The following is a 13,100-nucleotide window of genomic DNA, read 5'->3' on the forward strand; positions in this document are numbered from 1 at the left end:
GCGCCCCCCCCCCGCCCCGGGGCGGCCCCCCCCCCCCACTTCGCTGGTCACCTGGCGCTACTCCGATCAGCTGCCGGTCGGGAAGCGCAGGAGCGCGCCGACGCCGTCCTGCAGCGACGTGCCGCCGCCGAGGACCGACACGCTGCCGCCGAGGGCGCCGACCGCGCGCAGGAGCACCTGCTCGGCCGGGCGGGCGACGGGCTCGGTGTCGGAGAGCTGCGCGAGGTTCTTCGGGTCGGTCGAGATCTGCTCGGGCGAGGAACCGACGTAGAGCTCACCGGGGATCTCCTGGCCGTCGACGAGCACGAGGGTGTCGACGGCGCCGGTGCGCGCGGCCTCCAGCACGGGCTCGAGGCCCTCGACGGCGTTGGCGTGCGCCTTGCCCTCCAGGAGCTGCTCGCGCACGCGGCCCTCCTCGCCGGTGGCGATCGTGCCGGCGACGCGCAGCAGCTCGTCCTCGAGCGCCGACTCCGAGGCGCCCGCCGCGCGGCTGCCGGCGTCGAGCTCCTGGGTGATCTCCGACAGCTCCGTCGGCAGCTGCGAGCGCACGGCCTGCCGGCCCTGGACCTCGCCGGCGAGGGCGAGGACCTGCGGGCGGAACGACGAGGCGGCGCTGCGCAGCCCGGCGACGACCTCCTCGGCGTTCTGGTAGGTCGCCTTCTCGTGGCGGCGCTGGCGCTGCTTGTGTGCGTTGCCGCCCTCGCGCGCCTTGTGCACGTTCTCGACCGCGCTGCCGCTGATGTGCTGCTCGTCCAGCTCGCGCGCGCCGGTCTCGTAGGCGGCGACGAGCTCGTAGAGGTCGCCACCGGTCTGGTCGACGATCGCCAGGAGCGTGCGCACCGAGCTCGACTGCGACCGGTAGTAGCGCCCCAGCTCGGGCAGCGGGCTCCAGATCGCGACGTCACCCGCCGCACCGACGGCCTCGACCTCGTCGTCGAACAGCACGCCGTCCGCCGAGGCGACGAGCACCCGCCCGACCTCTGTGAGGGAGCCGGCGCGGTCGTCGCCGAGCTCGTCGTCGAGCGCGGCGATCGTCTTGTCGTCGGCGCCCTGCTGCTGCAGCTGGTTCTGCAGATCCCGCCAGCGGAGCTCGACCTGCTTCGCCGAGTTCTCCCCTGCCTGCACGGCCTCCAGGTACACCGTCGCGAACGGTCCCGGCCGCTCGAAGATCTCACGCGTGCGCGACAGGTCCATCCGGTGTTCCTCCTCTGGGCCCGCGGGTGTTCGCGGGGTCGTGTCTCGGGGTTGCCCTCCGCCTACCCGAACACCCGCCGGCACATGCCTCAGCGCCCCGCCGGTGGGAGGACCAGGGCGCCGGCACGCTTCACGTGGCGCGCCACCGGCGCCGTGTCCACCCCGTCGATCCCCGGGGTCGCGCCGAGGTCCCCGACGAGCAGTTCGTGCAGGGCGTCGATGTCGGGGCAGAGCACGAAGGCGACCACGTTGGTGGCGCCCGTCGTGGACGCCGCGAACGCGACGGCCGGGTGCTCGTCGAGCGCCGACGCGACCGCGGGGACACGGGACGGGGCGACGGTGAGCCACAGCACCGCCTCGCACGCCATGCCGACGGCACGGGGCTCGACGTCCACCTCGAAGCGCAGGACGCCCTCGTCGCGCAGGCGGTCGAGGTGCCGGCGGACCGAGGACTCGGACCACCCGGTCGCCGAGGCGAGCGCCGGCGCGGGGGTGCGCCCGTCGCGTGCCAGGGCGTCGAGCAACCGGTGCTCCGCCGCGTCGAGCGGCCGTGTCGTCGGCCGGGAGGACGGCACGGCCGTCCGGCGCAGGGGCGCCGCCTCGGCGGCGGTCAGCGCGTCGAGGTTCCCGGGCCAGCCGCCGACGCCCGCCAGCGGCCGCATCAGGCACTGGGCGGTGACCGCCGTGGGGCCCCGCGGCGCCACGGGCAGCGGCGTCCTCCCGGCCGCCGCCCGTACGACGGCGGTCACCTCGGTGCCCCCGGAGGCGAGGCCGACCCACCGCACGTCGTCCCGGAGGGCGAGCTCTCCGGCCGTGCGCCGGCAGGTGGCGGGGTCGCCGCGCAGGCGGACCAGCCAGTCCGTCCGAGCGACGGCGCGCGGGTCGGGCAGGCCGACCACCCGCACCGTGCCCGACGAGCGGAGCACGCCGTACCGCCGGGCGACCGTCCGGGCGGAGAGCCCGACGACGGGGGCGACGTCGGCGAACGCGACGCGCCCGTCGAGGTGCAGGGCGTGGACGATGCGGCGGTCGACCGCGTCGGGAGTCCCGCCGCGCCGACCGCCTCGTCGACGACCCCCTCGCGGCCCTGCTCGCGGGTGAGCAGGGCGAGGCCATGGCCGCCCAGGACATCTCCGGCGACGTCATCCCGGTGCGCACCCGCTGGTTCGACGACCGGATCACCGCGGCCGTCGCCGCCGGCGTCGACCAGGTGGTGGTCGTCGCCGCCGGCATGGACACCCGCGCCTGGCGGCTCGGCGTCGGCCCGGGAACGCGGGTGGTCGAGCTGGACCGGCCCGAGCTCCTGGCCCTCAAGGCCGACCTGCTGACGGATGCGGCCCCGCCCGCCGCCGCACGCGTCGCCGTGGGCGTCGACCTCCGCGACGACTGGCGCGACGGCCTCCTCGCGGCGGGCGTCGACCCCGCGCGACCGACCTGCTGGCTCCTCGAGGGCCTGCTGCAGTACCTCGCGGCGGACGACGTCGACCGCCTCCTCGGCCGCGTCACCCAGCTCTCGTCGCCCGGAAGCCACCTGCTCACCGACGTCGTCGGCCGGGCGCTGCTCGACCTGCTCGCGACGACCCCGATGCTCGAGCGCTTCGCCCGGCTCGGCATGCCGTGGGTGTTCGGGACCGACGCGCCGGCCGCGCTGCTCGCCGCGCACGGATGGTGCAGCGACATCCACACCGTGACCGCCGTGTCGGCGGCCCTCGGCCGACCGCCCGCGACCCCCGAGGGCGGGCCCGACGGTTACCTCGTGCACGCCACCCGCTGAGGCGGTAGGACGGGCGCGTGCGGGAGATCGCGGTCGACGACGTCGCCGACACCGTCCGGAAGCTCTGCGTCGAGGCCAACCACGAGCTGCGTGGCGACCACGTCGAGGCGCTGCAGCGCGCCCGTGACCGCGAGCGGTCGCCGATCGGGCAGGAGGTGCTCGACCGCCTGCTGGCGAACGCGGAGGTGTCCGCCCGCGAGCGGATCGCGTTCTGCCAGGACACGGGCTACGCGGTGTGCTTCCTCGAGATCGGCCAGGACGTCCACTTCACCGGGGGCTCGCTGGCCGCCGCGCTCGACCGCGGTGTCGCCGAGGGCTACCGCGAGGGATATCTGCGCGCCTCGCTGGTGCGCTCGCCCGTCGACCGCGTCAACACCGGCGACAACACCCCGGCGATGGTCCACTACGACCTCGTCGAGGGCGACGGTGTGCGCCTGACGCTGCTGGTCAAGGGCGCGGGCTGCGACAACATGTCGGCGCTGCGGATGCTCACACCGGCCGCTGGCGTCGCCGGCATGCGGAAGTTCGTCGTCGAGACGATCGAGGCCGCCGGGCCCAGCGCGAGCCCGCCGGTCACCGTCGGCATCGGGATGGGCGGGACCTTCGACCGCGCGGCCGTGCTCGCGAAGAAGGCACTGACGCGCGAGCCCACCGGCTCCCCGTCGCCCGACCCCAAGCTCGCCGAGCTGGAGGCCGAGCTCGTCGACGCCATCGACGCGACCGGCATCGGGCCCGCGGGCTTCGGCGGCACGGTGACGACCGTGGCCGTGCACGTCGAGGCCTACCCGACCCACATCGCCGCCTTCCCCGTGGCGATCAACCTCGACTGCCACTCCCACCGCGTCCGGACGGTGACCCTGTGACGGCGCTGTCCCTGCCCCTCGACGCCGAAGCCATCCGCGCGCTGCACAGCGGGGACTCCGTGCTCCTCTCCGGCCCCCTGGTGACCGGGCGGGACGCCGCCCACGAACGGTTCGCGCGGGCCGTCGAGGGCGGCGAGCGGCTCCCCTTCGACCCGGCAGGCGAGACGCTCTACTTCGTCGGCCCGACGCCCGCCCGGCCCGGCCACGCTATCGGCGCCGCCGGACCGACGACCGCGTCGCGGATGGACGCGTGGTCGCCGCTGCTCGTCGAGCGCGGGCTGCGCGGCATGATCGGCAAGGGCCGGCGCTCGGAGACCGTCAAGGAGTCGATGCTCGAGCACGGCTGCGTCTACTTCGGGGCGATCGAGGGCACCGCGGCGCTGCTCAGCCAGTGCATCACCGCCAGCGAGGTCATCGCCTACGAGGACCTGGGCGCCGAGGCCGTGCGCCGCCTCGAGGTCCGCGACTTCCCCGCCCTCGTCGTCAACGACCTCCACGGCGGCGACCTCTACCGCGACGGCCCGGCGCGCTGGCGCCGCGCGCCGTCGTCGCCGTGAGCACGATCGCGTTCCCCGACGGCCAGGAGATCTCCGTCGAGGCCTCCGGCCCGGACTTCGTCTTCTCCGCGGTCCTGCCGCCGCGCCACGCCGGCCCGCCCGCACACCGGCACCGTCGCGAGCGCGAGGTGTTCACCGTCGCGTCGGGTCTCCTCGTGGTGCGGCTGGGTCCCGAGCGACGGCTGGTGCAGCCGGGCGAGACGGTCGCCGTCCCGCCGGGGACCACCCACGCGTTCGCCAACCCGTTCGACGAGCCGGTCCGTCTCCGGACGATCGAGACACCTGCGGGACCGCTGCAGGCCCAGCTCCAGGCCATGGCCGCCGCGCCGGGCCGCCCGCCGCTGCGCGAGCTCGCCCGCATCAACGCCGAGCACGGCTTCTCGTTCACCGTGGCCGGTCTCCCCGACCGACCGCAACGGCTGCTCTGGGCGCTGCTCGCGCGGTGGGCAGGCGACCGGTGACCGTGCTGCGGATCGCCACCTGGAACCTCTGGTGGCGCTTCGGCGAGCCGACACCCCGGCCGGCTCCGTGCGTCTGGTGACGACCCACCTCACCCCGGCGCTGACCGACTCCGCCCTCCGCGTCCTCCAGGTCCGGGCGATCACACGACACGTGGCGGGCGCGGACCCGACCGACCTGCCTCCGGTCGTGACCGGCGACTTCAACGCCGAGCCCGCGTCCGACGAGATGCGCCTGCTCGAAGGACACCTCACCGCACCCGCCGAGCCCGGCCTGCTGCTCGCCGACGCGTGGCGGTGGGCCGACGGCGCCGACCCCTTCGACAGGGCGACCTGGCGGCCCGACAACCCGTACGTCGCCGCGCTGGGCGACCCGCCGTCGCGCGTCGACCGCGTCCTGCTCGGGCTCGGACGCGGACCGGTGCCCGTGCGCGTCGAGCGCGTCGGACTGGTCGGCACGGGTCCCGAGGTCGGGGTGTGGCCGTCGGACCACGCCGGCGTGGTGGTCGACCTGCGGACGGGGCACTCCGGTCGAACCTCGCCCCCGCCGTGCCGCACGGGCCCCTGAGTGCTCTGATCGAGCACACCAGCACGAGAGCGGAGGTCGCAGCATGCAGTACGACGCGGTCCTGGCCGAGACGATCGGCATCCGCGGGCACGGCGACGACGAGATCGAGGCCTACACCGCACGCCCCATGGACGGCGCGCCGCGCGGCGGCATGATCGTCATCCACCACATGCCCGGCTACGACGCCGCGACCAAGGAGATCACGCGGCGCTTCGCGACCATGGGCTACCACGCGATCTGCCCGAACCTCTACACACGCGAGGCGCCGGGCGCGGACCCCGACGACGCCGCCGCCACGGCTCGCGCGCAGGGCGGCGTGCCCGACGAGCGGTTCGTCGGCGACGCCGCCGGCGCCGCGCGCTGGCTGCGGTCGCTGCCGACGGCCAACGGGAAGGTCGGTGCCATCGGCTTCTGCTCGGGCGGGCGCCAGGCCGTGCTCACCGGCATCGCCGTCGACGTCCAGGCCGCGATCGACTGCTACGGGGCGTTCGTCGTCGGCACACCCCCGGAGGGCTTCCCGCTGCAGGTCTCGCCCCTCGCCGACCGCATCCCCGAGCTCTCGGCGCCGCTGCTCGGCCTGTTCGGCAACGAGGACTCCTACCCCTCCCCCGACCAGGTCGACGAGCTCGAGAAGCTGCTGCAGGAGAACGGCAAGCCCTACGAGTTCTACCGCTACGACGACGCCGGGCACGCGTTCTTCTCCGTCGACCGGCCGGCCTACCGCGTCGCCGCCGCCGTCGACGGCTGGGAGAAGATCCGCGACTTCCTCGCGCGCCACCTGGGGGACTAGATGTGCACCTACAGCACCGAGAAGCTGGCGCTGGCGAAGTCGAGCGGCAAGGGGCCCGACGGCTGGTTCCCGCTCGAGACCGCGACGGTCTACTACGACCACCCGGTCCACGCCCCGGACGAGCACACCGTCAACATCGACTTCCTCAACCCCGACCGAGGCCCGGGCGCCCGCGTCGCCGTCGAGCTGAGCCTCGATTCCGCCCGCGAGCTGCTGGCCGCGCTCGCCGTCACCGTGGAGCGCGCCGCCCACCACTGAGCCCGCGGACCTGAGTGAAGGGCCCCGTCGATCGAACCAATCGATCGACGGGGCCCTTCGCTCGTCGACGAGGGGCTTGCCATGCCGACAGTCGCGATATATCGTTGAAGTGTCGCGAACGAACGAAGAAGGAGGAGCGACATGACGAGCTACGAGACTCCCGGCGGACGCCGGGACTTCGGAGACGGCCCGTTCGGGGACGGCCCCGGCGGGCGTGAGCACGGACGCGGGCACGGCCCGCGCCGGCACCCCGGTTTCGGCCGGGAGGCGATGTTCGGCGGCGAGTTCCCCGGCGGTCCGCGGGGGAAGTTCCGCCGTGGCCGGCGGGGCGGCCCGTTCGGCCGACCGGGCGGCTTCGGCGGCCCGGGTGGGTTCGGTGGCCCCGGCGGTTTCGGCGGCCCGGGCGGCTTCGGCGGCCCGCGCGGTGGTCACCGCGGGCGTCGGGCGCGCGGTGACGTGCGCACGGCGGTGCTGGCCCTCCTCGCGGAGGAGCCGATGCACGGCTACCAGATCATCCAGGAGATCGGTGAGCGGTCCGGCGGCGCGTGGCGCCCCAGCCCCGGCTCGGTCTACCCGACCGTGTCGCAGCTGGCCGACGAGGGCCTGGTGCGCACGGAGAAGTCCGAGGGCCGGTCGGTGATCCACCTGACCGACGCCGGGCGCACGTATGTCGACGAGCACCGCGAGGAGCTCGACGCCGTCTGGAACACGGCCGCGGCCGAGGACGGCTTCACCGGTCTGCGCGAGTCCGGGCGCTCCGTCATGGGCGCCGTCGCGCAGGTCGCGCAGGTCGGCAGCGAGGAGCAGATCGCCGAGGCGGTCCGGCTGCTCGACGAGACCCGCCGGCGCCTCTACCTGCTGCTCGCGGGTGAGGACACCGCCACCCCGTCGGAGGACGGGGACGAGGCGGGAACGGCCGGGTGAGCGTCACGGGCCGGCAACACGCGTGTGACACCACGTCACACGCCCGGCCTAGGCTCCGGGCGGAGTTGATCGCGAGATCGAGGAGGCCTGAGGACCGGCCGTGCTCCTGCGCCGACCCCCGTCGGGACCCCCCTCGCCCGGACCCGTCCTCCGGGACGTTCCGGGCGAGGACTGGGCCCTGCAGTACCGCACCGTCCACGGGTACCGCCGTGCCTTCCGCATGGCCGGGTCCGGGCCGGTCCTCCTGCTGATCCACGGCATCGGCGACGACTCGTCGACCTGGGGTCCGCTCCTCGACGACCTCGCCAGGGACCACACGGTCCTGGCCCCCGACCTGCTCGGCCACGGCGGCTCGGACAAGCCCCGCGGCGACTACTCGGTCGCCGCCTACGCCAACGGGATGCGGGATCTCCTCGGGGTCCTCGACATCGACCGGGCCACGCTCGTCGGGCACTCGCTCGGCGGCGGGGTGGCGATGCAGTTCGCGTACCAGTACCCCGAACGCACCGAGCGGATCATCCTGATCGGCGCCGGCGGGGTCTCCCAGTCGGTGAGCCCCGCGCTGCGGGCGGCCTCGCTGCCCGGCGCGCAGATCGTCCTCGGGATGCTCGGCCTGCCCGGCATGCGCACCCAGACCGAGGCCGTGATGTGGGCCCTGACCCGCCTCGACCACCCGCTGGGCCGCGACGCCGAGGACCTCGTGCGTCTCGTCGACGCCCTCCCCGACGCCACCAGCCGCAGCGCCTTCCTGCGCACACTGCGCGCGGTGGTCGACTGGCGCGGCCAGGTCGTCACCATGCTCGACCGCTGCTACCTCACCGCCGGCATGCCGACGCTGCTGCTGTGGGGCTCCGACGACATGATCGTCCCGGTCGAGCACGCGCAGATGGCGCACGACGCCATGCCCGGCAGCAGGCTCGAGGTGTTCGAGGGTGCCGGGCACTTCCCGTTCCACTCCCACCCGGAGAAGGTGCTCGGTGCGATGCGCGCCTTCCTCGCCGGCAGCGAGCCCGCACACTGGAGCGCCGCGGAGTGGCGGGACCTGCTGCGCCGGGGCCGCTAGCTCGCCAGCATCTCGGCCATCACCTCGTGGATGCGCCGGGTGTCCTCGTCGAGGAGACCGAACATCGCGAAGTGCCCGGCCGGCGTGTCGATCACGCGCAGCTCGCCGTGCGGCATGTGGCCGGCGTCGATCTCGCAGTCCTCGACGGGAAAGAACTGGTCGCCGCCGAACGGCACGACGAAGAAGTGCCCGGGGATCTTCCCGAGCGCCTTGTGCAGCGAGCCGTTGCCGTGCGGCGAGAGGTCGGCGCGCCACCACTTCGACGCCTGCGTGACCAGGTTGTTCGGGTCCATCGGCGCGAAGTAGCCGCGGATGAAGCCCTGGCGGAAGTCGTCGACCGACGCGAAGCCGAGCCGGCGCCAGTGCTCGTCGCGGTACCACGCGGGGGTGAAGCCGAGCAGCGAGAACGCGAGCGCGTGCCGGGTCAGGCCGAGCCGGACGTCGCCGGAGTCGGCGTAGAAGCCGCCGGCGAAGGCCGGGTCGGAGCGCAACAGCTCGAGGTGGAGGTCGATGAAGATCCGGTTGTGGGCCGGAGTCCTCGCCGTTCCGGCGAAGGCCGCCGCCCGCGGCACCATGTCCGGGTGGCGCACCGCCCACTCGTAGGTCTGCTGGGCGCCCATCGACCACCCGAGCACGGCGTGCAGGCGCTCGATGCCGAGGTGCTCGGTGACGAGACGGTACTGCGCGACGACGTCGTCGGCGATCGCCACGGGCGGGAACTGCCCGCGGTCGAAGGGCGCCGGGGTGTTGGACGGCGAGCTCGACATCCCGCCGCCGATCTGGCCGGGGCAGATGACGAAGTACCTCGCCGGGTCCAGAGGCGTCCCGGGCCCGATGTGCATGTCGAGCGACGACGGCGACCCCGAGTACATGTGCGGCACGAGCACCGCGTTGTCCTTCGCGGCGTTCAGCGTGCCGTGCGTCCGGTACGCCAGCGACGCGTTCGGCAGCGTGTAGCCCGATTGCAGCACGAACGGGCCGAGGTCGAGGTACTCGTGCTCGCCCTGCTGTGCGTGCGTGTACCAACCGCGCCCGTCGGTCACCCCTCGCCCCTCACGTCGTCGCCTCGCGGGAGGTCATCAGATCACGGCTGCGAGCGTCGCCGTCCCGCGATGGGTGAGGATGGTTCGGTGACCTCCGCGAGCTCCCCGACCACCGACACCGACGACCCCTACCTGTGGCTCGAGGACGTCACCGGTGACGACGCCCTGGCCTGGGTCCGGGAGCGCAACGCCGAGTCGCTCGAGGTCCTGACCGGTTCGCAGCGGTTCAGCGGGACCCGCGACGGCCTGCGCGCGGTGCTCGACGCCGACGACCGCATCCCCTACGTCCGCCGTCGCGGAGATCTGCTCTACAACTTCTGGCAGGACGCCACGCACACCCGCGGCCTCTGGCGGCGCACGACCCTGGAGAGCTACCGCACGGGCGACCCCGACTGGGAGCTGCTGCTCGACGTCGACGACCTCGCGACGGCCGAGGACGAGAACTGGGTGTGGGCGGGCGCGGCGGTGCGCTACCCCGACTACTCGCGCGCGCTCGTCCAGCTCTCACGCGGCGGGGCCGACGCCACGGTCGTGCGGGAGTTCGACCTGGGATCGAAGGAGTGGATCACCGACGGGTTCACGCTGCCGGAGGCCAAGAGCCGCGTCGGATGGATCGACGAGGACACCGTGTTCGTCGGCACCGACCTCGGGCCCGGATCGCAGACCACGTCGGGCTACCCGCGGGTGATGCGGCGGTGGCGACGCGGCCAGGACGTCACCGACGCCGAGGTGGTGTTCACGGCCGACGAGACCGACGTGTCGGCCTTCGCCGGCCACGACCACACCCCCGGCTACGAGCGCGACTTCGTCGGCCGCAGCCCCGACTTCCACACCACCGAGGAGTTCCTCCTGCGCCCGGACGGGACGCAGGTGCTCATCGACGTCCCGCCCGACGCCGAGACCGACGTCGAGCGCGAGTGGCTGCTCGTGCGGACGAGGTCGCCGTGGACGGTGGAGGGTGTCGAGCACCCGGCCGGATCGCTGCTGTGCTTCGACTTCGAGGCCTATCTCGCCGGCGACCGGACCTCGCGGGTGCTCTTCTCCCCCACCCCGAGCAGCTCCCTGAGCTACCACGCCTGGACGAAGAACCACCTGGTCCTGGCGGTGCTCACGGATGTGGTGACGCGTCTCGAGGTGCTGACCCCGGCGCAGGACTGGGCCCGCCGGGAGCTGCCCGCGGGCCCGGAGCTCGGATCGGTCGACCTCATCGGGGTCGACCCGGACCGCGGCGACGAGTACTTCCTGGACACCGACAGCTACGTGCAGCCGTCGACGTTCCTGCGCGGTGAGCTGGGTTCGGAGTCCGATCCGGAGCCGGAGGTGCTGCGGACGGCGCCCGCGCGCTTCGACGCGACCGGGCTCGAGGTGCGGCAGTTCTTCGCCGTCTCGGACGACGGGACGCAGATCCCGTACTTCGTGGTCGGGCAGGTCGCGGACGTCCCCGGCCCGACGCTGATGACCGGCTACGGCGGCTTCGAGATCGCGCTGACCCCGGGCTACAGCGGGGTCATCGGTCGCGGCTGGCTCGCGCGCGGCGGCACCTACGTCGTCGCGAACATCCGCGGCGGCGGCGAGTACGGGCCGACCTGGCACACCGCCGCCCTCGGGGAGCACCGCCACCGCGCGTACGAGGACTTCGCCGCCGTCGCGCGGGACCTCGTCGCCCGCGGCATCACGACAGCGTCGCAACTGGCGATCCACGGGGGCAGCAACGGCGGGCTGCTCATGGGCGTGATGCTGACGCGCTACCCGTCGCTGTTCGGGGCGATCGTGGTGATGGTGCCGCTGTTCGACATGCGCCGGTTCCACCTGCTGCTGGCCGGGGCGTCGTGGATGGCGGAGTACGGGGACCCGGACGTTCCGGAGGAGTGGGCGTGGATCGCGCAGTACTCGCCGTACCAGAACCTCTCGGCCAGTGATGCCTACCCGCCGGTGCTGGTGACGACGTCGACCCGCGACGACCGCGTGCACCCGGGGCATGCCCGGAAAGCCGTGGCGCGGTTGCGGGAGCAGGGGCATGCCGTCGAGTACTACGAGAACATCGAAGGCGGCCATGGCGGCGCGGCGGACAACGAGCAACGCGCCTTCCAGTGGGCGCTGGTGTTCGAGTTCTGTTGGCGGCAGGTGGGCTGAGGAGGGTCAGCGGACACCGAGCGTGCGTCCATAATGATCAACGTAGCTTGTCGACCACGATGGACGCACACTCGGTGCCTGGACTGCCGCAGCGTGCTAGAGAGTCTCCGGGTCGAACTCACCGGCCTTCACGCCGTCGATGAACGCGTTCCACTCGCGAAGGGTGAACACGCGGGCCTCGAGCTCGGGGTTCTTGGAGTCGCGCACGGCGAAGTGACCGGAGGCCGGAAGTCTCGCGACCTCGACACAACCACCCATACCACTGAATGAAGACTTCCGGAAACGGGGAGCCGAGAATGACACTCTTCACCTTTCTCTCGGGATTCCCTCGCGCACGAGTCGGCGCACGAGGTCATCACTCTCTTCGGGGGACAGCGAGGAACTCCGGAGTTCCTCGAATGACACGAGAAAGCGCCCGACGGTTTCCTTGTCCTCGAAGTACGCGTCGTGCAGCGCACCCTCGAGGTTGACCACCGTCGGGTCGATCTCGGTCTCGCGGGGCATGAATGCGGTGAACGGGCTGTACAGCGCCTCGTGTGGCCCCGCGGACAGTTGGCGAATGCGTATATCGAAGCGGTCGGTCAGGTCCGCGAGCCGCTCCCATTGTCTCCGCATGACGGCCTCGCCACCGACGAAGCGCCAGAGCACCGACTCGTCGACGATCACCCTCACCGTCGGAGGGCTTGCAGCCTCGAGAATCTCCTGGCGGCCCATCCTCACTGTCACGAGACCGGCCACCGAATCTTCGGTGAGATTCGGGCTCAGTGCACGGATCAACGCTTCGGCGTACTCCCGCGTCTGCAGGAGGCCGTACAGAAACGGGGCGCAGTACGAACGAATCTCTGCCGCCTCGGCCTCCAACGAGACGTAATAGTCGAGGTCCGCGGGAGTGGCGTCGGAGTACGGATGCCACCAGCCCTGCGACTTGCCCTCGTTGACCCATCGCTCCGCGCGACGGCGGTAGTCCTCGTCCTCGACGCCGTAGAGGGTCAGCAGATTGCGGACGTCCCAGACCTTCGCAGGGGACTGGCCGTTCTCCAGCCGACTGATCTTGCTCGGCGAGACCTCGAGCTCGCGGGCGACCTGGTCGAGGCTCATGCCGGCACGGTCCCGGAGACGACGCAGCTCGGACCCCAGGCGGCGCCGGACGACGACCGGCCCGAAAGATCGCTCTGCCACCAACCCCCCAAGTCAGAGCCAGTTTCCAAAGAGCCCGACGCTGCGGACATGGGCTATGCATCTTGCACAAGCAGCCGCCTGCACCAACGGCCGCGTGCGCGGCCGCACCTTCTCACGAGCACGGACCGTAGCGCACTCGGGCCCTGCAGTAACGCTGGGTGCGACGAGACACGCCGCCCCGATCCTCTACCACCCGCTAGAGATCAAAGAAGCCGGCCGCGCACGGCTGCGCCGGGACCTCCAAGGCTGCAAATCGCTGTGAGATTTGTGCTGCAAACAACAGGATCTTGCAGACC

General features: G+C 72.8%; 14 protein-coding genes and 2 pseudogenes. 10 read left to right on the forward strand and 6 right to left on the reverse strand.

Translation table 11 applies throughout. The features are described 5' to 3' along the window. Positions 1 to 66: 66 nt before the first annotated feature. From ACR9E3_RS14585 to ACR9E3_RS14595, 3 genes and pseudogenes are all read right to left on the reverse strand, one after another. Entirely contained in the window at positions 67 to 1,194 is a 1,128-nt protein-coding gene (locus ACR9E3_RS14585) for a baeRF2 domain-containing protein (RefSeq protein WP_460381016.1), read from the reverse strand. An 89-nt stretch (positions 1,195 to 1,283) separates the two neighbouring features. Further along, on the reverse strand, positions 1,284 to 2,120 hold the full coding sequence (locus ACR9E3_RS14590) for an Lrp/AsnC family transcriptional regulator (protein WP_460381017.1): 837 nt from the start codon (positions 2,118 to 2,120) through the stop codon (positions 1,284 to 1,286). Positions 2,121 to 2,135: 15 nt separating this feature from the next. After that, positions 2,136 to 2,222 (reverse strand): annotated as a pseudogene (locus ACR9E3_RS14595) (AsnC family protein); the annotation flags it as partial. Positions 2,223 to 2,248: 26 nt separating this feature from the next. Here ACR9E3_RS14595 and ACR9E3_RS14600 point away from each other — a divergent pair. The 9 genes and pseudogenes from ACR9E3_RS14600 to ACR9E3_RS14640 form a co-directional block, all read left to right on the forward strand. Continuing rightward, positions 2,249 to 2,968, forward strand: a pseudogene (locus ACR9E3_RS14600) (class I SAM-dependent methyltransferase); the annotation flags it as partial. Positions 2,969 to 2,985: 17 nt separating this feature from the next. Then, entirely contained in the window at positions 2,986 to 3,831 is an 846-nt protein-coding gene (locus ACR9E3_RS14605; RefSeq protein ID WP_285649796.1) for a fumarate hydratase, read from the forward strand. Next, positions 3,828 to 4,388: a fumarate hydratase C-terminal domain-containing protein gene (locus tag ACR9E3_RS14610; protein WP_460381018.1), complete on the forward strand. Its 561-nt coding sequence runs from the start codon at positions 3,828 to 3,830 to the stop codon at positions 4,386 to 4,388. Before ACR9E3_RS14605 ends, ACR9E3_RS14610 begins: the two co-directional genes overlap by 4 nt. Beyond that, positions 4,385 to 4,849, forward strand: coding sequence for a cupin domain-containing protein (locus tag ACR9E3_RS14615; protein WP_460381019.1), 465 nt, complete (start codon positions 4,385 to 4,387; stop codon positions 4,847 to 4,849). Before ACR9E3_RS14610 ends, ACR9E3_RS14615 begins: the two co-directional genes overlap by 4 nt. Positions 4,850 to 4,925: 76 nt before the next feature. Next, positions 4,926 to 5,414 carry an endonuclease/exonuclease/phosphatase family protein gene (locus tag ACR9E3_RS14620; RefSeq protein ID WP_460381020.1) on the forward strand — a complete coding sequence of 163 codons (489 nt, stop codon included), beginning with the start codon at positions 4,926 to 4,928 and terminating at the stop codon, positions 5,412 to 5,414. A 43-nt stretch (positions 5,415 to 5,457) separates the two neighbouring features. Then, positions 5,458 to 6,204, forward strand: coding sequence for a dienelactone hydrolase family protein (locus tag ACR9E3_RS14625; protein ID WP_460381021.1), 747 nt, complete (start codon positions 5,458 to 5,460; stop codon positions 6,202 to 6,204). After that, positions 6,205 to 6,462: a DUF6295 family protein gene (locus ACR9E3_RS14630; RefSeq protein ID WP_337718912.1), complete on the forward strand. Its 258-nt coding sequence runs from the start codon at positions 6,205 to 6,207 to the stop codon at positions 6,460 to 6,462. 141 nt (positions 6,463 to 6,603) lie between these two features. Further along, a complete protein-coding gene (locus ACR9E3_RS14635; protein WP_460381022.1) occupies positions 6,604 to 7,386 on the forward strand; it encodes a PadR family transcriptional regulator in 783 nt (260 codons plus the stop codon). Between the two features lie 100 nt (positions 7,387 to 7,486). Then, on the forward strand, positions 7,487 to 8,449 hold the full coding sequence (locus ACR9E3_RS14640) for an alpha/beta fold hydrolase (RefSeq protein WP_460381023.1): 963 nt from the start codon (positions 7,487 to 7,489) through the stop codon (positions 8,447 to 8,449). On the opposite strand, the gene ACR9E3_RS14645 is transcribed toward ACR9E3_RS14640, so the two are convergent. Next, positions 8,446 to 9,492, reverse strand: a complete 1,047-nt coding sequence (locus ACR9E3_RS14645) for an alpha/beta fold hydrolase (RefSeq protein ID WP_460381024.1) — start codon at positions 9,490 to 9,492, stop codon at positions 8,446 to 8,448. The genes ACR9E3_RS14640 and ACR9E3_RS14645 overlap by 4 nt on opposite strands. A gap of 87 nt (positions 9,493 to 9,579) precedes the next feature. Here ACR9E3_RS14645 and ACR9E3_RS14650 point away from each other — a divergent pair, with 87 nt between their 5' ends. Beyond that, positions 9,580 to 11,625, forward strand: a complete 2,046-nt coding sequence (locus ACR9E3_RS14650) for a prolyl oligopeptidase family serine peptidase (RefSeq protein WP_460381025.1) — start codon at positions 9,580 to 9,582, stop codon at positions 11,623 to 11,625. A 96-nt stretch (positions 11,626 to 11,721) separates the two neighbouring features. Here ACR9E3_RS14650 and ACR9E3_RS14655 read toward each other — a convergent pair whose 3' ends face one another. Together ACR9E3_RS14655 and ACR9E3_RS14660 are read right to left on the reverse strand one after the other, a co-directional pair. Further along, the gene (locus ACR9E3_RS14655) at positions 11,722 to 11,928 is read right to left on the reverse strand and encodes a DUF397 domain-containing protein (protein ID WP_460381026.1); all 207 of its coding nucleotides are present in this window, start codon (positions 11,926 to 11,928) and stop codon (positions 11,722 to 11,724) included. A gap of 3 nt (positions 11,929 to 11,931) precedes the next feature. Continuing rightward, the gene (locus tag ACR9E3_RS14660) at positions 11,932 to 12,804 is read right to left on the reverse strand and encodes a helix-turn-helix domain-containing protein (protein ID WP_460381280.1); all 873 of its coding nucleotides are present in this window, start codon (positions 12,802 to 12,804) and stop codon (positions 11,932 to 11,934) included. Positions 12,805 to 13,100: the final 296 nt, after the last annotated feature.

Source organism: Actinomycetospora sp. C-140 (genome assembly GCF_054796175.1).

Coding starts and splice junctions, on each gene's coding strand:
- ACR9E3_RS14585 (WP_460381016.1), bottom strand. CDS start 1,194: ATGGACCTGTCGCGCACGCGTGAGATCTTCGAGCGGCCGGGACCGTTC.
- ACR9E3_RS14625 (WP_460381021.1), top strand. CDS start 5,458: ATGCAGTACGACGCGGTCCTGGCCGAGACGATCGGCATCCGCGGGCAC.
- ACR9E3_RS14630 (WP_337718912.1), top strand. CDS start 6,205: ATGTGCACCTACAGCACCGAGAAGCTGGCGCTGGCGAAGTCGAGCGGC.
- ACR9E3_RS14635 (WP_460381022.1), top strand. CDS start 6,604: ATGACGAGCTACGAGACTCCCGGCGGACGCCGGGACTTCGGAGACGGC.